Annotated in this window: 19 protein-coding genes and 1 tRNA gene; 7 read left to right on the top strand and 13 right to left on the bottom strand. The window is 61.7% G+C overall.

Features of this window, described 5'->3' with window-relative positions; genetic code table 11:
* Nucleotides 1-214: 214 nt before the first annotated feature.
* Nucleotides 215-1,144 (bottom strand): LysR family transcriptional regulator, encoded by a 930-nt coding sequence (locus ABCR88_RS30095; RefSeq protein WP_152686493.1) that lies wholly within the window; start codon nt 1,142-1,144, stop codon nt 215-217.
* A gap of 102 nt (nt 1,145-1,246) precedes the next feature.
* Here ABCR88_RS30095 and ABCR88_RS30090 point away from each other — a divergent pair, with 102 nt between their 5' ends.
* The 4 genes from ABCR88_RS30090 (at nt 1,247) to ABCR88_RS30075 (ending at nt 4,407) form a co-directional block, all read left to right on the top strand.
* Complete coding sequence (locus ABCR88_RS30090; protein ID WP_072443653.1) at nt 1,247-1,945, top strand: MOSC domain-containing protein; 699 nt, start codon at nt 1,247-1,249, stop codon at nt 1,943-1,945.
* The gene (locus ABCR88_RS30085; RefSeq protein WP_350023301.1) at nt 1,942-3,225 is read left to right on the top strand and encodes an aminotransferase class III-fold pyridoxal phosphate-dependent enzyme; all 1,284 of its coding nucleotides are present in this window, start codon (nt 1,942-1,944) and stop codon (nt 3,223-3,225) included. The genes ABCR88_RS30090 and ABCR88_RS30085 overlap by 4 nt, the downstream gene beginning before the upstream one ends.
* Complete coding sequence (locus ABCR88_RS30080) at nt 3,225-3,950, top strand: type 1 glutamine amidotransferase (protein ID WP_232643814.1); 726 nt, start codon at nt 3,225-3,227, stop codon at nt 3,948-3,950. The genes ABCR88_RS30085 and ABCR88_RS30080 overlap by 1 nt, the downstream gene beginning before the upstream one ends.
* Before the next feature lie 298 nt (nt 3,951-4,248).
* The gene (locus tag ABCR88_RS30075) at nt 4,249-4,407 is read left to right on the top strand and encodes a YqaE/Pmp3 family membrane protein (RefSeq protein WP_011063854.1); all 159 of its coding nucleotides are present in this window, start codon (nt 4,249-4,251) and stop codon (nt 4,405-4,407) included.
* A 36-nt stretch (nt 4,408-4,443) separates the two neighbouring features.
* Here the strand turns inward: ABCR88_RS30075 and ABCR88_RS30070 are convergent, their stop codons facing one another.
* From ABCR88_RS30070 to ABCR88_RS30025, 10 genes are all read right to left on the bottom strand, one after another.
* Complete coding sequence (locus tag ABCR88_RS30070; RefSeq protein WP_350403793.1) at nt 4,444-6,276, bottom strand: S9 family peptidase; 1,833 nt, start codon at nt 6,274-6,276, stop codon at nt 4,444-4,446.
* A complete protein-coding gene (gene pqqE, locus ABCR88_RS30065) occupies nt 6,242-7,411 on the bottom strand; it encodes a pyrroloquinoline quinone biosynthesis protein PqqE (RefSeq protein ID WP_350403792.1) in 1,170 nt (389 codons plus the stop codon). The genes ABCR88_RS30070 and pqqE overlap by 35 nt, the downstream gene beginning before the upstream one ends.
* A complete protein-coding gene (gene pqqD / locus ABCR88_RS30060) occupies nt 7,383-7,658 on the bottom strand; it encodes a pyrroloquinoline quinone biosynthesis peptide chaperone PqqD (protein ID WP_011063851.1) in 276 nt (91 codons plus the stop codon). The genes pqqE and pqqD overlap by 29 nt, the downstream gene beginning before the upstream one ends.
* Nucleotides 7,655-8,407, bottom strand: coding sequence for a pyrroloquinoline-quinone synthase PqqC (gene pqqC, locus ABCR88_RS30055; RefSeq protein WP_350403791.1), 753 nt, complete (start codon nt 8,405-8,407; stop codon nt 7,655-7,657). The genes pqqD and pqqC overlap by 4 nt, the downstream gene beginning before the upstream one ends.
* Before the next feature lie 92 nt (nt 8,408-8,499).
* Nucleotides 8,500-9,411 (bottom strand): pyrroloquinoline quinone biosynthesis protein PqqB, encoded by a 912-nt coding sequence (pqqB, locus tag ABCR88_RS30050; RefSeq protein WP_011063849.1) that lies wholly within the window; start codon nt 9,409-9,411, stop codon nt 8,500-8,502.
* A 104-nt stretch (nt 9,412-9,515) separates the two neighbouring features.
* On the bottom strand, nt 9,516-9,590 hold the full coding sequence (gene pqqA / locus ABCR88_RS30045) for a pyrroloquinoline quinone precursor peptide PqqA (RefSeq protein ID WP_003194766.1): 75 nt from the start codon (nt 9,588-9,590) through the stop codon (nt 9,516-9,518).
* A 156-nt stretch (nt 9,591-9,746) separates the two neighbouring features.
* Nucleotides 9,747-12,209 (bottom strand): pyrroloquinoline quinone biosynthesis protein PqqF, encoded by a 2,463-nt coding sequence (pqqF, locus tag ABCR88_RS30040; protein ID WP_350403790.1) that lies wholly within the window; start codon nt 12,207-12,209, stop codon nt 9,747-9,749.
* Nucleotides 12,210-12,257: 48 nt separating this feature from the next.
* Complete coding sequence (locus tag ABCR88_RS30035) at nt 12,258-13,052, bottom strand: carbon-nitrogen hydrolase family protein (protein WP_350403789.1); 795 nt, start codon at nt 13,050-13,052, stop codon at nt 12,258-12,260.
* Between the two features lie 111 nt (nt 13,053-13,163).
* Nucleotides 13,164-14,846 carry an NAD(P)/FAD-dependent oxidoreductase gene (locus ABCR88_RS30030; protein WP_041120105.1) on the bottom strand — a complete coding sequence of 561 codons (1,683 nt, stop codon included), beginning with the start codon at nt 14,844-14,846 and terminating at the stop codon, nt 13,164-13,166.
* Between the two features lie 168 nt (nt 14,847-15,014).
* A complete protein-coding gene (locus ABCR88_RS30025; protein WP_011063845.1) occupies nt 15,015-15,476 on the bottom strand; it encodes an Lrp/AsnC family transcriptional regulator in 462 nt (153 codons plus the stop codon).
* 208 nt (nt 15,477-15,684) lie between these two features.
* On the opposite strand from ABCR88_RS30025, the gene ABCR88_RS30020 reads away from it, so the two are divergent.
* The 3 genes from ABCR88_RS30020 to ABCR88_RS30010 all read left to right on the top strand — a co-directional run bounded on the left by ABCR88_RS30020 (nt 15,685) and on the right by ABCR88_RS30010 (nt 20,180).
* Nucleotides 15,685-18,060, top strand: coding sequence for a glucose/quinate/shikimate family membrane-bound PQQ-dependent dehydrogenase (locus tag ABCR88_RS30020; RefSeq protein ID WP_019094517.1), 2,376 nt, complete (start codon nt 15,685-15,687; stop codon nt 18,058-18,060).
* Nucleotides 18,061-18,279: 219 nt separating this feature from the next.
* Nucleotides 18,280-18,585, top strand: a complete 306-nt coding sequence (locus ABCR88_RS30015) for a hypothetical protein (RefSeq protein ID WP_171820735.1) — start codon at nt 18,280-18,282, stop codon at nt 18,583-18,585.
* 557 nt (nt 18,586-19,142) lie between these two features.
* Nucleotides 19,143-20,180, top strand: a complete 1,038-nt coding sequence (locus ABCR88_RS30010) for a fimbrial protein (RefSeq protein ID WP_077934877.1) — start codon at nt 19,143-19,145, stop codon at nt 20,178-20,180.
* A 681-nt stretch (nt 20,181-20,861) separates the two neighbouring features.
* Here the strand turns inward: ABCR88_RS30010 and ABCR88_RS30005 are convergent.
* Both ABCR88_RS30005 and ABCR88_RS30000 read right to left on the bottom strand, forming a co-directional pair.
* Nucleotides 20,862-20,938: transfer RNA gene (locus tag ABCR88_RS30005), tRNA-Ile, on the bottom strand.
* A 15-nt stretch (nt 20,939-20,953) separates the two neighbouring features.
* Nucleotides 20,954-24,697, bottom strand: a complete 3,744-nt coding sequence (locus tag ABCR88_RS30000) for an EAL domain-containing protein (protein WP_350403788.1) — start codon at nt 24,695-24,697, stop codon at nt 20,954-20,956.
* Between the last annotated feature and the right edge of the window lie 7 nt (nt 24,698-24,704).

The raw sequence follows: 24,704 nt of genomic DNA, 5'->3' as shown, positions 1-24,704 counted from the left end.
TCTCTTACATAACGTGCTGCTGATCGTCCATATCGGTAGATGACGGCTGAAGCTAATCTACTTCACATGGACGTCGCGCAGGAAGCGCAAAGCAACAACACGGACACGTAGGATTCCGCCAGGATGGTGGAGTGAAAAGGATGTCAGGGAAACAGTCTGCAAAGCCCCGCTTCGGCGGGGTTTTCTTTTGTCCGGGTTTTTTATTTTGGCGGGCTTATCCCGGCACCTCCACGGCGGAAGTTCCCCCCAGGCGCGGTTCCTGCGCATTCATCGAGTCTTCCAACAAGCTGCGCAGCAGCTCCAGCGTCCCCTGTTGACGCTGCAGATCCCGGCAGACCAACCCCACCTTTAGCGGCACCCTGGGTTCGCTCAGCGGCTTCCACAACAGTTCCTTGTTGCTGTGCTGCTGTTGGGAGCGCCCGGGAAGCACGGTGGCCAGCCGTGTATGGGGCAGGCTGTCGAGAATGCCGGCCATGTTGTTCAGCTCCGCCTGCACCTGCGGGCGCCGCCCCAGATTGGCCAGTTGAGCCTGCCAGATCTGGCGGATCTGGAACTCCTCTCCCAACAACAGCATCGGCAACTCTGCTGCCTGGCTCATGGAGACCTTCTTGAACTCGCGCAGCGGATGCTGCTCCGGGATGACCAGAGTCAGTTCATCTTCGTACAGCGGTACCCCATGCAGACCTGGCTGGCGTGGCGGCAAGTAGCTGATGCCGATATCCAGCGAGCCATTGAGCAGGCGCCTTTCGATCTCCAGGCCGGTCAATTCATAGATCTGCACCACAAGATGGGGCTGGGCCTTGCGTACACGCTCAAGCATCTGCGGCACCAGGCTGGTATGCACGGTTTGCAGTACGCCGATCGCCAAGGTGCGCAGCGCCTGGCCCTTGAAGTTGCGCAAGGCTTCGCGGGCCTGTTGCAAGCCGTCGAGCAGGGGCAGGGCGTGGTTGTACAGCGTATGCGCCGCCAGTGTCGGCAACAGGCGTTTACTGCTGCGCTCGAACAGGCTGACGTCGAGGTTCTGTTCCAGCTGGCGAATCTGCTGGGAAAGCGCCGGTTGCGAGATCGACAGCCGTTCGGCGGCACGTCCCACATGACCTTCTTCATACACCGCGACGAAATAACGCAGCTGCTTAAAATCCATAAGTATTTCTTATCGAAAAAGCTTAAAAAACGAAATGGCCCGAAGCCCCGGAGGGGCCTAGTCTAGCGCCTATTCACAAGGCTTACAGGGCCACGAAGGGCGATGAATACCGTTTGCGTCGATGGTGTTTACATAGGCAAGGCAAAAAATCTCGGCCAGGGTCTGGTCAGCGACACTGACAAGTACCCGGTTGCCAACCGACTCTGGTTGTGGCCACAAGGCCTGGGCAGCGATGAGCACGGCGATCCGCGCTTTCACACCGGTCCCGAGCGCGCCTTGCATCATTACCCCGCTGAACACTATGACCACTGGCGCAAACGTTACCCACAGTTCGCCTGGTGCGCGCCGGCCTTCGGTGAAAACCTGTCCACCCATGGCCTCACCGAAGAACAGGTGTGCCTGGGCGATCTGTTTCGCTGGGGCGGTGCGCTATTGCAGGTCAGCCAGCCGCGTTCGCCCTGCTATCGCCTGAGCCATCGCTGGGGCCTGGCCAATCTGCCGCAACAGGCCCAGGACAATGGTCGTTGCGGCTGGTTTTACCGGGTCCTCAAGCCAGGTTTCGTACAAGCGGATGAACCTTTTGAACTGATTCAGCGCAGTTACCCCGGCCTCACTGTGGCCTGGGCCCTGCGCTGTTTTTTCCAGGAACCTCTGGAGCATGCTGGCTTGAAAACCCTCATTGATTGCCCGGCGCTTTCCTCGCGCTGGCGTGATATCGCTATCAAGCGCATGCGTACTGGCCGGGTTGAAGACTGGTCCGCGCGCCTGCTGGGGCTGCCGCTGGAGGGCCTGCGGGCATGAATCTGTTCAACCTGCGCCGCACTGTGCCGAGCCTGGAAGATCTGGCCGCCGAGCCCTATGCAAACGCTTCGGCCCCGGCCTTTTCCAACGAGTGCCTGATGCCCAGTGTGCAGCGTCCGCAACCGGTCTTCGTGCGCGGCCAGGGCTCTTGGCTATGGGACAGTGAAGACCGTACTTACCTGGACTTCACCCAGGCCGGGGCCGCCAACAGTCTTGGCCACAGCCCGTCGGTCCTGGTCGCCGCGCTTGCCGAGCAGGCGCAGTCGCTGATCAACCCGGGTTCCGGGTTCTACAACCGTGGCATGCTCAAGCTGGCCGATCGCCTGTGCCGCAGCACCGGCAGCGACCAGGCCTACCTGCTGAGCAGCGGCACTGAAGCTTGCGAGGCCGCAATCAAGCTGGCGCGTAAATGGGGGCAACTGCATCGTGGCGGCGCGGCTGGCATCATCACTGCCAGCCAGAGCTGCCATGGGCGTGGCTTTGCTGCGTTGTCGGCGGCTGGCAGCGACGCTCCGGGTAATCGTTTCGGCCCCGGGCTGCCGGGTTTCAGCCAGGTGCCGTTCAACGATCTGCCGGCCTTGCACGCGGCGGTGGATGCGCAAACCGTGGCGATCATGCTGGAGCCGATCCAGAGTGAGGCTGGTGTCATTCCGGCGACCGAGCATTACCTCAAGGGTGTCGAGCGCCTGTGCCGTGAACTGGGCATCCTGCTGATTCTCGATGAGGTCCAGACTGGCATCGGCCGCTGCGGGACCCTGCTGGCCGAACAGCTGTATGGCGTGCGTGCCGACATCATCGCTCTGGGCAAGGGGCTCGGCGGTGGCGTGCCACTGGCGGCGTTGCTGGCACGGGGCAAGGCCTGCTGTTTCGAGGCGGGCGAGCTGGATGGCACTCACCATGGCAATGCGCTGATGACCTCGGCCGGCCTGGCGGTTCTGGACAGCCTGCAGGAGCATGGCTTTCTTCAGCAGGCGCGCCGTAACGGCCAGTACCTGGGGCAGGAACTGACCTGCCTGGCGAGCCGGTATGCCCAGGGCCAAGTGCGGGGGCAGGGTTTGTTCTGGGGCATGACCCTGGCGGATGAGTCCGCCGACGCGGTGGTCAAGGCCGCCTTGCATGAAGGCTTGCTGCTCAGCGCGCCGCAACCGGACTGCCTGCGTTTTACCCCGGCATTGAGTGTCAGCAAAGGCAATATCGACGAGATGCTCCTGCGCCTGGCTCGGGCTTTTTCCCGGGTGCGCACGGCGCAATTGCACTGTCGCAAGGGAGTGGCCGTCTGATGCGTGTACTGATCCTGCAACATTCGCCTGCCTCCGGGCCGGGGCGGATCAACCAGTGGCTGCTGGAGCGGGCGAGCGCCGTGCACATCTGCCATCTGTATGCCCAGGCACGTTTGCCGCGGCTCGACAGTTTCGACCTGCTGATCGCTCTGGGTGGGCCCATGAGTGTGCACGACGATGCCCAGACTCCGTGGCTGGCTGCGGAAAAACGCCTGTTGCGCAAGGCCCTGTCTGCCGGCAAGCGCGTGCTGGGCATCGGCCTGGGTGGCCAGCTCCTGGCGCAGGCGCTGGGGGCGCAGGTTCGCCCCAGTGCAGCGCGGGAGATTGGCTGGTGGCCTGTGGAAAAGTACCCCAATGCCCAGGACTCGCCTCTGGGGCTGGCCTTGCCGGAACGTCTGATGGCCTTTCATTGGCACGGCGAAAGCTTCGATCTGCCCAAGGGCGCGTTGCCGCTCTATCGCTCGGCGGCCTGCGATCACCAGGGCTTTATCTGGCAGGAGCGGGCCATCGGCTTGCAATGCCTGTTGCAGAGCGACTTGCACAGCATCGAGGCACTTTTGCAGGCGCGCCCCAACGGTTGGCTGAGCGCTGAACACAGCGCCGAGCCCGATAGCGTCGAGGATCAACAGGCGATTCTCGCCGGAATCCCGCATTGCAGTGGTCTGGCACCCACTCTGTTCCGGGTGCTGGATTACCTTTCCGGGCCACATGCGACCTTACGTTGACTGACTTCCTGAACCGTCTCGCGGTATAACGCATCGCCCCGTGTCCGATTTTTCGCACGGGGCGTTTTTTTATCTCCAGTTTTTTCAAACCCCCCTCTTTGTTCTTGCAACCTCCTTCAAGTACCGGCTCGTTGTACGGGCGCCATGGCCCTCAAGCTGTTGAGCGTGGTGCAGGAACATGGCCTCCAGATCCTCGCCCGAGTGGCTGCGCGGCCTCGAATTGCTCTGAACCCTGGCGTATGGCCAAGGTCGATTGCAGGTAAGGCTCATTCGAGCCGATTGTTATCAGGAGCTGCCCATGGACTTGATCCGCATCATCTTCGCCATTCTCTTGCCGCCCCTGGGGGTCTTCCTGCAAGTGGGGTTTGGCGGCGCTTTCTGGTTGAACATCCTGCTGACCCTGTGCGGCTACATTCCGGGGATCGTGCATGCGGTGTACATCATCGCCAAACGCTGATGGTCTGCCCGTTCCAGGGGAACGGGCAGTAGCTGATCAGTGCTGTGCCTGCAGCACTCGGCGGTAAAACCGCCACTCCTGCTCCAGGGCGTGGGCCTGGTTGCTGGCCTTGCGAAAGCCGTGGCGCTCATCGGGGTAGTAGTGGGCTTCGGCGGCGATGCCCTGGTCCTGTAGTGCCTTGAGCATGTCGCGGGTCTGCTTGGGCACCACCACCGCATCCTGCTCGCCCTGGAAAAACACCACCGGCACGCCGATGCTGCTGGCGTGGGCCAGGGGAGTACGGGCCAGATAACGTTCGCTGTCGCGTTCAGGATCGCCGATCAGCCAGTCCAGGTAGTCGCCTTCGAACTTGTGGGTGGCGCGGGCCAGGCTGATCGGATCACTGACTCCGTAGAGGCTGGCTCCGGCGCAGAAGACCTTGGCGAAGGCCAGGGCGCAGAGGGTGGTGTAGCCCCCCGAGCTGCCGCCGCGTATGAATGCCTGTTGCGGATCGATCAGCCCCTGCTCATCCAGGTGGGCCACCACGGCGCAGGCGTCTTGCACATCCACCTCGCCCCAACGCAGGTGCAGGGCCTGGCGATAGGCCCGACCATATCCAGTGCTGCCGCGGTAGTTCAGGTCGGCCACGGCAAAGCCGCGCTGGGTCCAGAACTGGATACGCGGGTCGAGTATCGGGTAACAGGCCGAAGTCGGGCCGCCGTGGATGAACACCACCAGGGGCGGCCGGTTGACACCGTTCATGGCCGGGTAGAAGAAACCATGGGCCTGGCCGTCGCCGCTGGGGTAGCACAGGGTCTGCGGGCGGCTGATGTGTTCCGCCGGCAGAGGGGCAACCCCTCCTGCCAGGACTTGGACCTGCCGGGTCTTGCGGTCTATGGCGATAACGGCCGAGGGGCTGACAGGCGATGCCGCGATGCAGTACAGGTAGTGCTGGTCCAGGGCCAGGCTGCGGAAGCGGCTGTAGTTGCCGCTAAAGTCCTGCTGGAAACCGTCGTCCTGACGCAGCCCGAGGCGGCCAAAACCCTGCTCGGTCCAGCTGCCAAACCAGGCATCGCCGCCCAGGGGCAGCCAAGTGCAACTTCCCAGTTGCCAAGGCGCCGGGGCATGGTCCGCGGCGGTGCTGGGCAACGGCCGCAAACCATCGCTCGACTCGGTCCAGGGTTGCCAGAAACCGCCGCGATCGCTGAGACAATACAGATGATCGTGCTGGTCGAAGCGCGGCTGTTGCAGTGACTCTGGCTCGCCATCGCCCGCCACGCAGCGGGGATGTCCCCAGGTCCCGTTGCCCAGGCGCTCAGCAAGCATCAGGCGGGTGCTGGTCCAAGGTTGATGGGGCCGGTCCCACTCGATCCAGGCTAGGCGCAGCCCATTGGGGCTGAGGGTAGGAGCGGCATAGAAGTCGGCCCCGGCAGCCAGTAGCCGGCGTTGACCGGTGATGCTGTCAATGCTCACCAGTTGGTGTTGCTCGGCGCACTCCTCGACGGCCAGCACCTGGCCAGAGTGGCATCGCAGGTCACCGTAGCGGCACGTGCCTTGAGTCAAGGCGCTGGGCGCTCCACCGGCCAGGGGCTGGCGATACAGCTGCTGGTCCGCCTCGTTGACGAACAGCAGGGCATCATCGCTGAGGCAGAAGGCGCCACCACCGTATTCATAGACCCTGCTGCGCACGCTGAAGCCGGTTGGCGTCAGGCAGTGGGCCTGGCCCTGATGCCACTGCCAGATCCGGCAGCGGCCGTCCTCGGGACGATATTCATTCCAGAACAGGCCGTGGGTCGTCAGTTGCAGTTCGGCAAAATCGACCCCGGCCGTAGTGGCCTGGCTGGCGCTGAAGGGCTCAACCCTTGGCGATGAGGCGGGAGTTTCGTTCATTGCGAAAAGCCAGTTGCTCGATGGTGTGGGTGGCCGTTTCAGATTCTTCACGGGCCTGGAGGATCATCCCATGGTGTGGCGATTTGCTGCACACTGGATCGGCATTGCTGGCATCTCCGGTGAGCATGAAGGCCTGGCAGCGACAGCCGCCGAAGTCCTTTTCCTTCTCGTCGCAGGAGCGGCAGGGTTCGGGCATCCAGTCGTACCCGCGAAAGCGGTTGAAACCGAATGAGTCGTACCAGATGTGCTGCATGCTGTGGTCGCGCACATTGGGGAACTGCACCGGCATCTGCCGCGCGCCGTGGCAAGGCAGTGCGGTGCCGTCCGGAGTCACGGTGAGGAAGATGCTGCCCCAGCCATTCATGCAGGCCTTGGGGCGCTCCTCGTAGTAGTCCGGAGTGACGAAGATCAGCTTGCAGGGATGCCCTTGGGCTTCCAGCCTGGCGCGGTATTCGTTGGTGATGCGCTCGGCGCGCAACAGTTGTTCCTTGGTCGGCAGCAGGCCCACGCGGTTGAGCTGGGCCCAGCCGTAGAACTGGCAGGTGGCGAGCTCGACGAAATCGGCTTCCAGGGCGATGCACAGCTCGATGATGCGGTCGATCTTGTCGATGTTGTGCCGGTGGGTGACGAAGTTCAGCACCATCGGATAGCCGTGGGCCTTGACCGCACGGGCCATTTCCAGCTTCTGCGCGAAGGCTTTTTTCGAACCGGCCAGCAGGTTGTTCACTTGTTCGTCGCTGGCCTGGAAGCTGATCTGGATATGGTCCAGGCCAGCTTTCTTGAAGTCGCTGATCTTCTGCTCGGTGAGGCCGATGCCGGAGGTGATCAGGTTGGTATAGAAGCCCAGCTTGCGCGCCTCGCCGATCAGTTCGGCCAGGTCCTGGCGCACCAGCGGCTCGCCGCCGGAGAAACCCAGCTGCGCTGCACCCATTTCCCGCGCTTCGCGAAATACCTTGATCCACTGCTCGGTGCTCAGCTCCTTGCCCTGCTCGGCGAAGTCCAGGGGGTTGGAGCAGTAGGGGCACTGCAGCGGGCAGCGGTAGGTCAGCTCGGCCAGCAGCCACAGCGGCAGGCCAACTTCCGGTTTGCCGGGCAGAACCGCCGGTTCAGGCGAGTTCGATCCAGTGCTGAGCACGGGCGACCTCCATGAACTGCTCGATATCTTCACCGAGCTCGGCCACCCCCGGGAACTGGATTTCCAGCTCGCTGATGATCGCCGCCACGTCACGTTCGCCATCGATCAGGCCGCCAATCAGGGCGGCACTGTCGTTGAGCTTGATCATGCCCTCGGGGTACAGCAGGACGTGGCCCTTTTGCGCCGGTTCATACTGGAAGCGGTAGCCGGGGCGCCAGCGTGGGGTTTTACTGCGGTCGAAACTCATAGGGTGATCCCCTTATGCCAGACCCGCTGATTGGTGACGCTGTGATAGGGCGGGCGGTTCAGTTCATAGGCCATGCTCATGGCGTCGAGCATGCTCCAAAGGATGTCCAGTTTGAACTGGAGAATTTCCAGCATGCGTTCCTGGCCAGCACGGGTGGTGTAGTGCTGTAGGGTGATCGCCAGGCCGTGCTCGACATCGCGGCGGGCCTGGCCCAGGCGGGTGCGGAAGTACTCGTAGCCAGTGGGGTCGATCCATGGGTAATGCTGGGGCCAGCTGTCCAGGCGCGACTGGTGGATTTGCGGCGCGAATAGTTCGGTCAGCGAGCTGCTGGCCGCCTCCTGCCAACTGGCCCGGCGAGCAAAATTGACATAGGCGTCCACGGCAAAGCGCACACCGGGCAGCACCAGTTCCTGGGAGCGCAACTGGTCCGGGTCCAGGCCCACGGCCTGGCCCAGGCGCAGCCAGGCCTCGATGCCGCCGTCCTCGCCCGGGGCGCCGTCATGGTCCAGCAGGCGCTGGATCCATTCGCGGCGAATCTCCCGGTCCGGACAGTTGGCGAGGATCGCCGCGTCCTTCATGGGGATGTTCACCTGGTAATAGAAGCGGTTGGCGACCCAGCCCTGGATCTGCTCGCGGCTCGCCCGGCCTTCATACATCGCCACGTGATAAGGGTGATGGATGTGGTAGTAGGCGCCTTTGGCGCGCAGTGCCTGCTCGAATTCGGCGGCGGACAGCGGGGTGTCGGTCATGTGTGTTCTCCGGGGGGCAGCCCTTTCGCGGGCAAGCCCGCTCCTGCGCAAAGGGGCCAAGGCTCGTGGGGCGAGCTTGTGGGCGATTCGCCCTACAGCTCAATACTCATTCCGTCGTAAGCCACTTCCACCTTTCGGCGTACCAGTTCGGCACGTTCGGCGGAGTCTTCATCGAGGATCGGGTTGGTGTTGTTGATATGTATCAGCACCTTGCGCTGGCGGGGCAACTGTTCCAGCACTTCGAGCATGCCGCCGGGGCCGTTCTGCGCCAGGTGGCCCATTTCCCGGCCGGTACGGGTGCCCACGCCACGACGCTGCATTTCATCGTCTTCCCACAGGGTGCCGTCCACCAGCAGCACATCGCTGGCGGCCATGATCTCCAGGAGTGGCGCGTCGACCTTGCCCAGGCCCGGCGCGTAGAAGAGTTTGCCGCCGCTGCGCAGGTCTTCGACGATCAGGCCGATGTTGTCCCCCGGGTGCGGGTCGAAACGGTGTGGCGAATAGGGCGGCGCTGCGCTGCGCAGGGGCAGCGGCGTGAAGCGCAGGTTGGGGCAGGCGGGGATGCTGAAGCTCTGGTCCAGCTCGATGCGGTTCCAGCTCAGGCCGCCGTTCCAGTGGCTGAGCATCTTGAACAGTGGGAAACCGGTGCTCAGGTCTTCATGGACCATGTCGGTGCACCAGACCTGGTGCGGGCAGCCTTCACGCAGGCTGAGCAGGCCGGTGGTGTGGTCGATCTGGCTGTCCATGAGGATGATGGCGCCGATGCCGGTGTCCCGCAGTGCGCGGCCCGGTTGCATGGGGGCGAAGCTTTGCAACTGCGCGCGGATATCCGGAGAGGCGTTGCACAGCACCCAGTTCACCCCGTCATCGGAAATCGCGATGGACGATTGAGTGCGCGCCTGGGCCCGCAGGCTACCGTCGCGAAATCCGGCGCAGTTCACACAGTTGCAGTTCCACTGCGGAAAACCACCGCCGGCGGCGGAACCTAGAATCTGGACAAACATGGACGCTCCCTGGGCTCAAGACTAAAAAAAGGACGGAGAACTGAAAATAAAAACGCCCCGGACGGGCCGAGGCGTTGCGCTGCGTTTCTGGCCAGAGGCAGAAATTAGCGACTGGCGAAGTACATGGTGACTTCGAAGCCGATACGCAGGTCGGTGTAAGCAGGTTTGGACCAGGTCATAAAATTGCTCCTTTGAGGTGGGTGGGACGGGTGTTGCCTATACATATAGTCCACCTCCGGCGGGAGATGTTCAGATGCTTAGGAGGCTATCTTACTAAATTCCCGCGGAAGGTTGCCCGCAATTCTGAAGAAAGCTCATTGCAGCGCTGGTAATGATCATTCTGCCACTTGCCAGGGTGCACCCGGGCACGGCCTGTTGGCCAGCACGCTGCAGCCGCCGGCAGCCTCTCTGAGTTGGCGGGCGGCCTGGATCACGATGGCGGGCGTCAGGGCCTCTATGCAGCCTTGCAACTGCGGCAGGTAATCCGACGAATGGCCGGCCAGTTTTGCCTGCCACAACAGCTCCATGGCCTGTTCCTGAGGCAGGGTCGCGGGCTGCAACTGTTGAGCCAGGGCCTGTCGCTGATCATTCCAAGTGAGCTCGTCGAGTGCCTGGAGTTGTTCGGGCAGGTGCTCAAAGAATTGTGCGATGTGCTGAAGTATCTCGGTGACTGTTGCGCCGGGGGATTGCACGCCGAACAACAGACCCGTCCGGCCGTTGCGCTGGCGAACGGCACTGAAGACGCCATAACCCAGTTGCAGCTCCACCCGCAGGCGCTGATAGAACGGAGTCTGGCAGAGCTGGCCGAGCAGGCGCCATGCGGCTTCATCGGCAAGGCTGGCGCTGGGCACGGGATAGAACAGCAGCAGGGCATGCTCGCCGGCACTCCCGGGCAGGTTCTGCCACTGCTGGCCGGTGCCTGCTGGCACCGGCCGGCAGAGGGTGGCGTGCGCTGTGCCGGGCATCTGTTGCAGGGTTCGGCTCAAGGCTTCCTGGATGGCGGCTGGCAGCGCCAGGCCCAGTCCGTCCCAGCGAGCGCTGGCCCAGAGTGCTTGCAAGGCCTCTGGGTCGGGCTGGGCCGGGCTGTCGGGCTGTGGCTGTTCGCTGAATGCCTTGAGCAATTGGCGGATCGGCAGCAGGGGCGCTTCAGCATTGACGCTTGCCTGCTCCTGCCAGAACGACTCGGCAGGTCGTCCCAGGGCTTTCAATGCTTGCAGTAGCACCGCGGGCATGGGGGACGGCAAACCGTGCAGTTTCAGCAGCCAGTCTTTGCCACAAGAGGTGAAGTTCAGCTCTACGCCGGCCTGGCGGGCATCGTCGCGCAATGTCGCCAGGCTGCGCAGCAACCGGGCATGCAAGCCCATCGGGGCAGGCGAGGCCAGTTGCCAGCGCAGAGTCAGGGCGCTACCAGAAGGATCTGCTGGCAGCGCCTGGCTGAAGCTCAGGGCCGAGCTTTCCTTGCGGCCCCGGGAGCGATCCTGGGCAAAGGTGCGCAGCCCGCGATGAGCGCTGGTCTGCCCACGAATCAACCCGGCCCGTGGTGCCTCGATCGTGCTGCGCAGAAAGGGGTTGGCAGGAGGCAGGCGCCAGTCGCGGCTGAAGTGCTCCACAGCCTGGGGTTGCAACTGCGTGAGCACCTGCTTGAGGGCGTCCAGCCCCGACTCATCCAGCCCATCGGCAGCTTGGCGGCTGTCGCGTCGAGACAGTTCCAGGGCGCTGGCAACCTGGAGCTGGCGCTGTTGCAGCAAGGCATATTCTTCGCGCAACGGTGCCCAGTCGGCCTGGGCACTGAAGAACCCCAGCCACTCTGTCAGCAGCTCGCGTACCTGAGCCGGGGCTGATGCCGCCACGCTGCTCAGATCGAACTCCAGGTGCAGCAGGGCCTGGCCGGCGAACTCATACAGGAGCGTGGCCTTGAGGCTGTGAGCCAGTTGGCGCTGCTGGAGTTCCGCCAGCAACCCGCCGGGCTTGGCCGATTGCAGCCAGGTGCAGAGAAAATCCACAGCGGCAGTCGCGCCCGCGGGCAGCCGCTCTAGAGCAAACAGCAGGTCCAGCCGCTGGCCGCTGAGTTGTTGGTAAGTCTGGTTGCCCGTGGCCATTAGGGCGGGAGGTGCTGCCTGCTCAAGGTGTCGACCGCTCGGCAGGCAACTGCCGTAGCGTTCCGCCAGGGCTCGGAGCTCCTCCAGTGGCTGGGGGCCGGCGAGGCTCAAGAGCATTTGCCCGGCCTGGTAATACTCGCGATGGAACTGCTGCAAGGCCTGCTGGAAGGCGTTATTGGGCAGGTTCAGGCTGTAGCGGTTGCCGGCGTGGAAGGCCCTTAGCGGGTGCGCGGCATGAAGACCGTCAAACAGTGCGAACTGACGCTGCGCTGTCGCATCCCGGGACCAGGCGATGAACTCCGCGTGCAGGACTTCCCGCTCCCGGTGTTGGTCCTCCAGGCTCATGCGCGGTTGAGCGAGCATCTCGCACAGACGTTCCAGGCCACCGGCAAAGGCGCTGGCCGGCAGCTCGAAAAAGAACTCGGTGGCACGTTCGCAGGTTCGCGCGTTCAGTTGCCCGCCCTGGGCCCGTACATAGGCCATCAGCCCCAGTTCGACAGGAAAGCGCTCGGTCCCGAGAAACAGCAGGTGTTCCAGAAAGTGCGCCAGGCCCGGCCAGGCCAGCGGCACATCGTGGCTGCCGGCGGCGACGCGCAATGTCGCGGCACAGCGTTTCAAATGGGGAGCATGACGCAGGGAAACCCGCAGGCCGTTGGCCAGGGTCTCCAGTGTGGGCAGAGGGTGATTCGGCGCGGGCATGAGCACTTCCAGAACAGAGAAGCGCTCATGCTAGCGGATATCCCCGGATCAGCGCTTGCTCAGGTCGTCGTAAAGCTCGGGGCGGCGATCGGACAGGTAGCGGTTGAGCGCCCGGGATTCGCCCATCAGTTGGCGGTCCAGGGCGCCGATGATCAGGGCCTCGTCGAGACCGGCCAGGGCAATCCGGCTGCCGTCGGGGGCGGCGATGCTGCTCTGGCCGCAATAGCGGATCTGTTCTTCATGGCCACAGTAGTTGGCATAGGCCACGTAGCACTGGTTCTCGAAGGCCCGGGCACGGATCGTCACGTCGGCGACGAAGTCGTAGGGGATCATGTTGGCGGTCGGCACCAGAATCAGCTCCGCGCCTGCCAGGGCCAGGCGTCGTGCATTCTCCGGGAACTCGATGTCGTAGCAGATCAGAAAGCCGAGTTTCCAGCCGTCCAGTTCCACCAGCGGAAAGTCATCTTCGCCGGCGCTGAACATCGAATGGTCGAGGTCACCGAACAGGTGGGTCTTGCGGTAGTTGCACAGGCGCTGCCCCTGGGCGTCGATCAACTGCACGGCGTTGTAGATCTGGCCGTCGTCACTGCGCTCCGGGTAGCCATAGAGGATCGCCGTGCCGGCGGCCTGGGCGATGGCGGCGATGCGCTGGGCCGAAGGGCCGTCCTGGGCCTCGGCCAGAGCGCCTACCGCTTCCAGGCCGATGTTGTAGCCGCTGAGAAACATCTCCGGCAGCACCAACAGATCGGCATCGGTGGCCTCCATGGCCACCTGATGCAGGCGTTGCAGGTTGCCGGCCACATCCAGCGGCCGTGGCGGGCACTGATACAGGGCGACGCGCATGGTCTTCACTCCACTCACTGACAGACCAGCCACTGTAGCCGCTGTCGCAGGTTCGTACGACATCCCCGCAGGGCAAGCCTGCGGGAACGAGCGCCTGCCCGGCTGCCGGTTTCAGTCGGCCAGGGCAATCGGCCCGATCTCGTGGAACACATCCCCCGGGCCCGGGTTCTCGGCGTGGGTAGCGCCACCGAAGTGCTTCATGATCCCCCACACCGCGTTCAGCGAGGTCTGCACCGCACCCTCGACCCAGGCCGGAGTCCAGGAGACATCGTCACCAGCGATGAAGATACCGCGCTGCTCGGCGGGCATGTCGTCCTGCATGAAGTGCGCGTACATCCGCTGGTTATAGCGGTAGTGGCCCGGCAGCGCGCCCTTGAAGGCGCCGAGGAAATGCGGGTCGGCCTCCCAGGAGACGGTGATCGGGTCGCCGATGATACGGCTGGCGATATCCACCTTGGGGTAGATCTTCTTCAGCGCATCCAGGGCCAGCTTCACGCGTTTTTCCACAGGCTGCGGGAGCATCTTCAGGGCATCGCTCATCCACGAGTAGGACAGGCAGATCACCCCCGGCTTGTCGTCGCCGTTGTCAAACAGGTAGGTGCCGCGGGTCAGGCGGTCGGTGAGGGTCATGCTCATCAGGTCGCGACCGGTTTGCGGATCCTTGTCCTTCCAGAACGGCCGGTCGACCATGACGAAGGTCTTCGACGACTGCATGTAGCGGGTGCGGTCCAGGGCCATCCACATCTTTTGCGAGAACAGCGATTCCTCGCATTCGATCTGGGTGGTCAGCAGCCAGCTCTGGCAGGTGGTCAGCACCGCGGCGTATTCCCGGGTGTCGCCCCAGTTGTCGGTGACGCTGAAACGGCCGTCGGCGGCCCGGGCAATGCGCTTGACCCCGGTACGCGGCGCGCCGTGGTGCAGCGAGCTGAGGCTGGTACCGGCCGGCCAGTGGGCACAACGCTCCGGCACGTGGCGCCAGATGCCCAGGGGCACCTGCTCGACGCCGCCCACCACCAGGTGCTGGTGGTCGTCGCAGTTGGTCATGACCACGCGGAAGATTTCCAGCATCGAGTTGGGGAAGTCCGAATCCCAGCCGCCGGTGCCGAAGCCCACCTGGCCGAACACCTCACGGTGATGGAAAGACAGCTTGGCGAAGGCCTTGGAGGTGGCGACGAAGTCGTAGAAGGTGCGGTCGTCCCACAGCGGCACCAGGGTGTTCCACAGTTCCTTGAGGCGCGGCACGTCGCGGTCACGGATTGCCTGCTGGATTTCGCTGAAGCGCGAACCATCTTCCAGGGCATCGGCCCAGGCATCGGCGACTTCCTGGAACAGCGCCGGCAGGTCGGCGAGTTTCTGGGCGTAGTGGGTCTGGCCTTCGAGGTCGATGACGGTGCTGCCCGAGGCCGGGGTCAGCGGGTTGGGAAAGGGCTTGGTTTCAAGGCCGAGCTTGTCGACGTAATGGTAGAAGGCCGTGGACGACACCGGAAAGCGCATGCCACCCAGCTCGGCGATGACCCCTTCGGCTCCCTCAAAGGCCTGGGAGCGCAGGCGGCCGCCCATTTTCGAGGCTTCATAGACCACTGGCTTGAGGCCCAGCTTCATCAGCTCGTAGGCCGCCACCAGCCCGGCGATACCGGCGCCGACAATCGCCACTTCGGTGCCGTGCCGTGCCTGGGGAATGCTGCCCAGGCCGGCAGGATGCTCGATCCAGTCGTCGAAGGCGAAAGGGAAGTCCGGGCCGAAAATGGTGATCGGCTTCTTACCGTCTGCAGGATGGCGATTGTTCTTGTTCATGGCTGACCTTGGCGGGCGGCTCAGCAGAGTGCTGAGTATAGGAAAAGATGGCAGCCATTCTAGAGAGGGTGAAACACGTAAATAAGACGCAAACTGTCGTCGTTATGCTCGGTTATTTATCGATATGACGAATTTGTGCGTCAGATTGACTGATTGGCAGGGTGCGCCTTACAGCGCGTGCCCGCGATCGATCTTGCTGCTGAGGATGATCGAGGTGGTGGTTTTCTCCACGCCGTCAACGCTGCCGATCTGGTCCAGCAACTGGTCCAGCTGTTCCGGTGAGTCGGTGCGCAGCCAGGCCACATAGTCGAATTCGCCGCTGACCGCACACAGTTGCTGGACCTGCGCCATGCCGCTCAGGCGCCGTAGCACTTCCTTGCCAGAGCGCGGCTGGACCTTGATGCCGACATACGCCTGCAAGCCGCCATCGACTACCCGCTGCCCCAGGCGCACGCCATATCCGGTAATGACCCGGGTCTTTTCCAGGCGGGCCAGGCGCGAGGTCACGGTGGTGCGGGCGATACCCAACTGCCGGGCCAGCATCGCCACGCTTTCGCGGGCGTTGATCTGCAAGGCTGCGATCAATTGACGGTCGACTTCGTCAAGAACGGGAGGGCGGCTATCGGACAAGGTGGGCTCCAGCACGGCTATCGGGGGAGCGCACATGTTACAGGCTCCCGTGAACACCCGCCGCAGCTCCCGGAGAACATGGCGCAAGCGACAGCTACGCTCTGCAAGTCGGGAATTTTTTTGAAACAAATGACCTGCGACAGATTGTCATAAGTAACTGGTTAGTACATTCTCGCCGTCAGGTTTTGAAGATGGGAGAGTTTTTAAGATGAAAAACACGGGGGCTGCCGCCGGCAGCAAATGGTTGCTCGGGGGGCTGGGTATCCTGATTGCCCTGATCGGGCTGGGCCTGGCCGCAGGCGGGGGTTACCTCCTGAGCCTGGGCGGCAGTGCCTATTTCCTGTTGATGGGCCTGGCGATGCTGGTGTCCGGGCTGCTGATCGCGCGGCGCAACCCGCGTGGTGCCTGGCTGTATGGGGTGGCCCTGGTGCTGACGGCGATCTGGGCGGTCTGGGATGCGGGCCTGGAATACTGGCCGCTGGTCTCGCGGGTACTGACCTTCGCCGTGATCGGCCTCGTGGTGGCGCTGATCTACCCGACCCTGGTGCGCGCCTCCGGAGCCCATGCCGGGCGCGGTGCCTATGGCCTGGCTGGGCTGTTGGGGATCGGTGTGGTCGCGACCCTGGCCTACATGTTCGTGCCGACCCATGTGGTCAAGGCGGATAAGGTGCCAGCGGTCCAGCCGGTGGCTCCCGGGACGGAACAGAAAGACTGGGCCCACTGGGGCAATACCACTGCGGGCAACCGCTTCGCCGCACTGGACCAGATCAACAAGGGCAACATCGACCAGTTGCAGGTGGCCTGGACCTTCCGCACCGGTGACCTGCCCGAAAGCAACGGCGCTGGTGCCGAAGACCAGAACACACCCCTGCAGATCGGCGATACCGTCTACACCTGCACCGCCTACGGCAAGGTGTTCGCCCTGGACGCCGACACTGGCGCCGAGCGCTGGAAGTTCGACCCGCAGGGCTACGCGCCAAACTGGCAGCGCTGCCGCGGCCTGGGTTATTTCGACGCCTCTGCCACCCCGGTAGCCGATGCTTCGGCGCCTGCTGCTCCGGCGGCCTGCACCAAGCGCCTGTTCCTGCCGACCGGTGATGCGCGCCTGATCGCGATCAACGCTGAAACCGGCAAGCCCTGTGAAGACTTTGGCAACCAGGGCACGGTCGATCTGAAAACCGACATGGGTGAGATCAAGCCGGGCTACTACCAGCAGACTTCGACACCGTTGGTGGCGGGCACCGTAGTGATCGTCGGCGGCCGGGTGGCGGACAACTTCTCCACCGGCGAACCGCCGGGCGTGGTTCGGGCTTTCGATGTGCGCAGCGGCGAGCTGATGTGGGCCTGGGACCCGGGCAACCCGGCCACCACCAAGCGCCCGCCGGCGGGTGAAACCTACACCCGTGGCACGCCCAACGTCTGGTCGGCAATGTCCTATGACGCCAAGCTGGGCCTGGTGTACCTGCCCACTGGCAACGCCACCCCGGATTTCTTCGGCGGCCAGCGCACCGAGTTCGACGACAAGTGGAACTCCTCCATCGTCGCCATCGACGTGAAGACCGGCCAGGTTCGCTGGCACTTCCAGACCACCCATCACGATCTCTGGGACTTCGACCTGCCGGCACAGCCGCTGTTGTACGACATTCCGGACGACAAGGGCGGTGTACAGCCGGCGCTGGCCCAGGTCACCAAGCAGGGCGAGATATTCCTGCTCAACCGTGAGACCGGCAAGCCGATTGCCCGGGTGGAAGAGCGCCCCGTGCCCCAGGGCAATGTGCCGGGCGAGCGGTACTCGCCGACCCAGCCGTTCTCGGTGGAAATGCCGTCGATCGGCAACCAGACCCTGACCGAGTCCGACATGTGGGGCGCGACCCCCTTCGACCAGCTGATGTGCCGTATCCAGTTCAAGGGCATGCGCCATGAGGGTGTGTACACCCCGCCGGGCCTGGATCATGCGTTGCAGTTTCCGGGCTCCCTGGGCGGCATGAACTGGGGCAGCGTGTCGGTGGACCCCACCAGCAACTACATGTTCGTCAACGACATGCGTCTGGGCCTGGCCAACTACATGATTCCCCGGGACCAGATCGCCGCTGGTGCCAGTGGCATCGAGATGGGCGTGGTGCCCCAGGAAGGCACGCCGTTCGGCGCCATGCGCCAGCGCTTCCTCTCGGCGGCGGGCATTCCCTGCCAGAAGCCGCCGTTCGGTACCATGTCGGCCATCGACCTGAAGACCCGCAAGCTGGTGTGGCAAGTGCCGGTGGGTACCGTGCAGGACACCGGCCCGCTGGGGATTCGCATGCACCTGCCGATCCCGATTGGCATGCCGACCCTGGGCGCGTCCCTGGCTACCCAATCCGGCCTGCTGTTCTTCGCCGGTACCCAGGATTTCTACCTGCGGGCCTTCGATACCGGCAATGGCAATGAGATCTGGAAAGCGCGCCTGCCCGTGGGCAGCCAGTCGGGCCCCATGACCTACGTGTCGCCCAAGACCGGTCGCCAGTACATCCTGCTCACCGCTGGCGGTGCGCGGCAGTCGACGGATCGTGGCGACTACGTGATTGCTTACGCGTTGCCCAAGAAATAAGCGCAGCCTGGCAACACCATGAAAAAGCCGCGCAATGCGCGGCTTTTTCATGGGCGCAAGCAATGGGCTTCAGCCCCGTGCGATTTGGGGAAGGAGGGGCATGTTCCGGGAGGGCGTTGGTGGTTGCCTGCAGGGGAGTGTAAATAAGAACTGTCTTAGATACTGTTTGTGGGCATTTTGCTAAAAAAGCCGCCTTTTCCAGGTCCCGAAATAGTGGGAATGAATATGGATTTCGGCATGACGTACAGGCTGTCTCTTTCAGGCTTTCAGGATGCGGTCGAGCATTTCCACACGGTGGTCGAGGCCCTGGCCTTCTATGAAAGCCTTCAGGAGAGGGAGGGGGATGTACCTGGCGCTGGCCGTGCAGAATTGCACTGCCTGCAAAGGAATACCTTCGTCGTCCTGCTTCCGGGAATCAGTGTGCAAACCGTCACCGAAGAACTGGAAACCGTGTGGGAGTGGGCGCCGGAAGATCGCCTGAAAATTCGCCCCATGTTGAAAGAGCGCTATCGGAACAAGACTTGATGAGGTTTGCTTTTCAAGCAATAACACAGAGCTGCGCATTGCATGGATTTTGTGTTTGGTGGGCTTCGAGACATACGCCCCGCCGCCTCTGCAGTCGGTACGCGCCGCGATCTTGAGATGGGCAAAAAAGTGAGTGCAGAACTCGTCGGCGAGCGGGGGAATGCTTTCTACATCCGATTTATGTGTGGTTACTAATGTATACCTATACGGATTATCATCGGTGGCTGCCTTAAAAAGTGTCCATCGGAGAGCGGAGGCTTGCAGCTGGAGGTTTATCGCCCACTACTACCTCCCCGTCATTAAGTAACTGCGATTTGGTCGGTCGGATGTTTCACAGTTGGAAATTCGATCTTGTCGATAGATACGAATTTTTGGGCGCTCTATTTGTTTTCAGGGTGCCGTATCACTCACTAAGAATTTAACTTGTTCAAGGTGTGTCCCACCTCCGAAAATCTGTCTTTAGGCGTGTTTTTTAAGAATTGCCTTAGATCGTGGTCGGTTTGAATGAAATAGAATTTTAAGAGGTGAGTTTTTCAAGCGACTAGGGCGATGAAGTCATGATTAGCTATTTAGGCGGTTACAGTTTTTTTCGGAGCTATCTTGTAATATTTTTTGTTTGTGTGATCTATTCCGGTTTCGTAAGTGCGGATTATCGAAATAATTACTGTAACTCCGGAGCGGAGTTGGGTAGTAACTCTATATCTTTTAAGCTCGGATACTTACGCCCTTTCTCTGAGGTGGAAGTTGGAGGTGTTCTCGGAACCGCAGCGCTGGTGGGTGCCGTGACATGTAACGCTGTAGAAGAACCTTACGGAAAGTTGGGCTTTAGTCTGCAAGTTGGTCCTGGTACAGGCGAGCCTGGGAACATTTGCAGTACGCCGATTGATGGAGTTGGAGTGCGATATAGATCGGCTTATGGTAGAGCCATACCATGTGACCATTGGGACGAAGTTTTCCTGGTCCAGCCAAAAAAAGGCGGGTACTACGCGGTCTCATTGGATCAAGCAGTGGAGTTCATTAAAACCAAGCCGAGAACCTCCCTCGGGCCAGGGTTACATGAGCTGCGACTGCCTCCGAGTAGCTATATCTCCTCATACTGGAAAGGTACAACCAATAGCAATATTTGGGGAAACTATGCATTTTATTCAACCGCCAAACTGCTGGTAGCAGACTGCCGAATGGTTGACGCAAACAAAACAGTTGACTTCGAAGGAGTGAATCCATATCACCTTGCAGATGGCGGCATGGTAGAAAAGAAATTTGATCTTACGCTTGGGAGTTGTGGCAGCCAAAGCGCAGCCGAAGAATTCAACAGCGTTGCCAGTTTCCATTTTCAGTCGAAAAATATACGAACAGATGGAAGGCTGGAAAATGACCGATGCGAGGGGTGCGCCAAAGGCATATTGATCACAGTGGCAAATGCTAAGGGGAAAATGATTGATTTAAATAAATCTTATTTGATGAGAGGTGGTGATTATAGCCTGAGCGGAGAAAGAATAACGCACCACTTTTTGGCTAGGTTAGAGCGCGATTTTAAAAATATTGAAGCAGGAAGAATTCAGGTGGTGCTTACGCTGATAATAAGTTCGCTTTAATTGTGAATGCGATGTAAATGCTGTATGGGTATGCATGATGGTATTTTTGCGTTGATATTTGATTGTTGGATTGTAACGTTCTGGCTGATTGATATATCTATTTAGGCTCTCTCTTGTAGTTGGTCGATAATGTGATGTTAATTGTTTTGTTGTCAGTTGACTTTTTAAAGCTTGGAATCGCATGAGTATATTTGAGTGCATTAGCATTGCTCGGCGGCAGGGCCTGCTAATGAATATGCTCGGCGAGTTGAGTGTTCATACCTGCCAGTGGGGTGAGCGTATTGCAAACAATCTTGAATAGATTCACGTCCTTAGATCGGATCCAGCTGTTTGGCGCTTGCAGGCTCTGACCATGCGCCAGGATCTGGACGTCTCACAGAACGACGTGCTTCAGATTCAGGAGCGGCGGATCGGTCAGGGTCGCCGCCAGTTCGCGTCAGACCAGTATCCGCCGCACGTCTTTAGTGGAGGTTTAACTCTCCGTGCAACTGATGAAGTTGCGCTATGGCAGTAGAAGTTGACTGTATGTATCGGCGGTCGGCGATGAGGGCAGAAGGGGCTTCTAGGGTCTATACCAACCCTGTCCAGGGTTAACTGAGCTTGTGTGGGTGGAAAGGAAAGGGGGCTATTTGTTGAACGATTCAGAAAAGCGAAAGCCGCGCATTGCGCGGCTTTCTTGTTTGGTGGGCCCACACGGACTTGAACCGTGGACCAAAGGATTATGAGTCCTCTGCTCTAACCAACTGAGCTATAGGCCCTCAGTAGGCGCCGGATTATAGCGATGGTTTCTCGGCTGTGCTATCCGAAAAATCGGAAACTCGGATTCGCAGGAAGGTCGTACAGAACTCCTCGGCTTCAAGGGGCAGGCTGACGATATAACCCTGGATCTGTTCGCAGCCTTCCAGGGTGAGGAAAGTCTGCTGCTCCTGGTTTTCCACACCTTCGGCAATCACCGTGAACTGCATGCTGCGCCCCAGGGCGATGATGGCGCGGACAATCGCCACGTCGTGGGGGTCGTCCGGCAGCCCGCGGACAAAGGACTGGTCGATCTTGAGAAAGTCCAGGGGCAGGCGTTTGAGGTAGCTGAGGGACGAGTAGCCGGTGCCGAAGTCGTCGATGGCCAGTTGCACGCCCAGGCGCTTGAGCTGATGCAGCACTTCCAGGGCTTCTTCGGCCTGGCTCATGATGAAGTTCTCGGTGATTTCCAGCTGTAGCATTCCGGGCTGCAGGTCATAGTCGCGCAGCAGTTGCTCGATGCGCCCCAGCAGGTTGGGCTGGCGCAACTGGGCGCCGGCGAGGTTCACCGACAGGGGGCCGAAATCCTCAAAGCGTCGGTTCCAGTTGTTGAGTTGCAGGCAGGCCTGTTCCAGTACCCAGTCGCCGATCAGCAGGATCATGCCGTTTTCTTCGGCCAGGGGAATGAAGTGCTCGGGGGGCACATCGCCGAAAGTGGGGTGATGCCAACGGATCAGGGCTTCGGCGCCCACCAGCTCGTGGTTGCTGAGGCTGATCTTGGGTTGGAAATACAGCGACAGCTCGTTGCGCTCAATGGCTCGCCGCAGCTCGTGCTCCAGGGCTACCCGTTCGCTGGCCTGGGCGGTCAGGTCGCGGGTGTAGCGCTCCACGCGGTTGCGGCCCTTGGCCTTTGAGCGATACATGGCGGCGTCGGCGTTCTTGATCAGGGTGGCGACATCGCAGCCGTCCTTGGGGTACAGGCTGGTGCCGATGCTGGCGCTGATGAAAAACTCGTGTTCGCCGGCCTGGAAGGGGGCGGTAAAGCAGTTCAGCAGCTTGGTGGCGATGTGATCGGCATCGCTGGCCTGGTGCAGGCCCGGCAGCAGGATGATGAATTCGTCTCCACCCAGGCGGGCCACGGTGTCGATATCCCTCAGCTGTTCCTTTAGACGCACGGCGATGCCCTTGAGCAGCAGGTCGCCCACCGGGTGGCCGAGGCTGTCGTTGATGTGCTTGAACCGGTCCAGGTCTAGGAACAGTACCGCGCCCTGGCTGCCGTTGTCCTGTTGGCTATTGAGAGCACTGAGCAGTCGGCTTTCGAACAGGGTGCGATTCGGCAGGCCGGTCAGGGGGTCGTGGTGAGCCTGGTAGTCGAGCCGCGCCTGGGCGTGCTTGAGGCTGGAAATATCGGCGAACACCGCGACGAAATGGGTGATCTGGTTTTCCCGGTTGCGCACCGCATTGATGGTCAGCCAGTTGGGATAAAGCTCACCGTTCTTGCGCCTGTTGGAGATCTCACCCTGCCAGTGGCCCTCCAGGGTCAACTGATGCCACATCGCGGCGTAGAAGGCGCTGTCATGCAGGCCCGAGGCAAGTAGGCGCGGAGTGTGGCCCAGGGCTTCACGTTCGCTGTAGCCGGTGATTTCGCTGAAGGCGCGATTGACTGCGCTGATGCGCTGCTGGGTATCGGTGATCATCACGCCTTCGGCTGTGCTTTCGAATACGGTCGCCGCCTGTTGCAGCTTCTCCTGCATCAGGCGTCGGTCGGTGATGTCCCGGGCGATGGTCAGCATGCAGTCGTCACCGCCGATGGGCAGTGGCCGGCTCGACAGCTCGCAGAGGCGGATCTGGCCATCGTTGCGCCTGATATGGCAGTTGAAGTCGCGGACGAAACCATCGCGCTGCAGCAGGTCGAGCATCTGCTTGCGCTCATTGAGATTGACCCAGATGCCCAGGTCCAGGGTCGAGCGGTCCAGCGACATGGCGCTGTTGAAGCCGGTGATGCGACTGAAGCCTTCGTTGACCTCGATCAGTAGCCCGTCGCGCTGACGGGTCAGCAGCAGGCCATCGGGGGAGGCATGGAAGGCCTTGGCGAATTTCTCCTCGGAGGTCTGCAGTTGTTGCTGGGTCTCCTTGAGTTGGCTGATGTCGCGTACCACTACCACCAGCGCTGGCGTGGTGTCGAGGTCGAAGGGCTCGGCGGAGATCAGGCCGGTGAACAACTGGCCGTTATGCCGGCGAAAGGGCATTTCCAGATTGCGGATGCTGCCGGCCTGCAAGCGTTGCAGCAGCCCCGGCCCGACCCCGGGGATGCCCCAGATATTGAGCTCGGTGGCGGTCTGGCCAACCACGCTTTGCGCGCTCAGGCCGATCTGCTCCTCGAAGGCCTTGTTGACTTCCAGCAGGCAGCCGTCGGACAGCCGGGCAATCACCAGGATGTCCGGACATTGCTGGAACACCGAGGCGAACTTCTGTTCGGACAGGCGCAGGGCCTCTTCGGTGTGCTTGGTCTCGCTGATGTCGATCATCAGCCCGCGCATCACCGGTTCGTGGCCATGCTCGATCAGGCTGACGATGTCGCGCACCCAGAGGCAGCGACCGTCGGCGGCGATCACCCGGTAATCGAGGCTGTGATCCCGCCCGGCCTGCACTTCGTGGTCGCAGAAGGCCTGGGCCCGGGTCAGGTCCGCGGGGTGGATGATGTTGCGCCAGAAACCGGGAATCAGCCAATGGGCCAGGGGATAGCCCAGCAGGGCTTCGGCATGGGGCGAGACATAGCTGTAGGTAAAGTCGCTGATGCGCGCTTCCCAGGCAATCGCGGACAGGCTTTCCACCAGGCTGCGGTAGTGGTATTCGCTGCTGCGCAGTTCCTGTTCCAGGGCGACCCGCCGGGAAATTTCCGAGCTCAAGCGGCGGTTGATACGGATCACCACCGCCAGCACGGTCACCAGCAGCAGTAGACCGGGCAGGCCATACATCAGGACATCCGACCAGAAGGTCCTGTGGTCGAGCACGCTGCCCACCCAGTGTTGCTGGATGGTGCTGATTTCCTCGGGGCTGAGGTCGGCGAGCACCTTGTCGAGAATGCTTACCAGGACCTTGTTTTCCCGAGGGACGCCCATCGCCAACTGATAGCGATAGGGGGTTTCGCCGCTGACGTAGAGACCGTCGAGCTTGAGCTGACGCAGGCTCCAGACACTGGAGGCGAGGTCGCCGACCACGGCGTCCACTTCGTCGGTGGCCAGGGCCTGCAGCGCCGAGCTGACATTGGGCATGGCCACCAGGTTCAGGTCCGGGTGGTGGGTGCGCAACAGTTCGTGAGGGGCGTAGTTTTCCACCACCGCTATCTTGAGACCGTACAGTTCCTTGAGGTTGTGGGGTTGCGCGCCGCCTTCATGGGCGAGGATGACGATGGGGAAGTCCAGGTAAGGCCGGGTGAAGGCCATGTAGCTCTGGCGTTCGGGGGTCGACATGATCCCGGGCAGCAGGTCCAGCTTGCCCTGCTTGGCGTCCTCTAGCACCGCGGTCCAGCTGGCGGGCTCGACGGGCTTGAGGTTTACGGGCAGGCGTTCCTGGATCAGGTGGATGTAGTCCGCGGCCAGGCCCTGATAGCGGCCTTCTTCATCCCGATACTCGAAAGGCGGCCATGAAGCGTCCACACCCAGGCGCAGTTCCGGGTGAGTCTTGAGCCAGCTACGTTCTTCGTCGGTGAGAGTCAGCGCGCCAGCCGTTGCGGTCCAGGTGAGCAGCGCCAGCAGGAGCATGGCCGACAGTCTGGGCATAACCGTC

Source organism: Pseudomonas sp. W17 (assembly GCF_040268305.1).
GTDB classification, from domain to species: domain Bacteria; phylum Pseudomonadota; class Gammaproteobacteria; order Pseudomonadales; family Pseudomonadaceae; genus Aquipseudomonas; species Aquipseudomonas protegens.
This window is presented reverse-complemented; position numbering and strand designations above follow the sequence as displayed.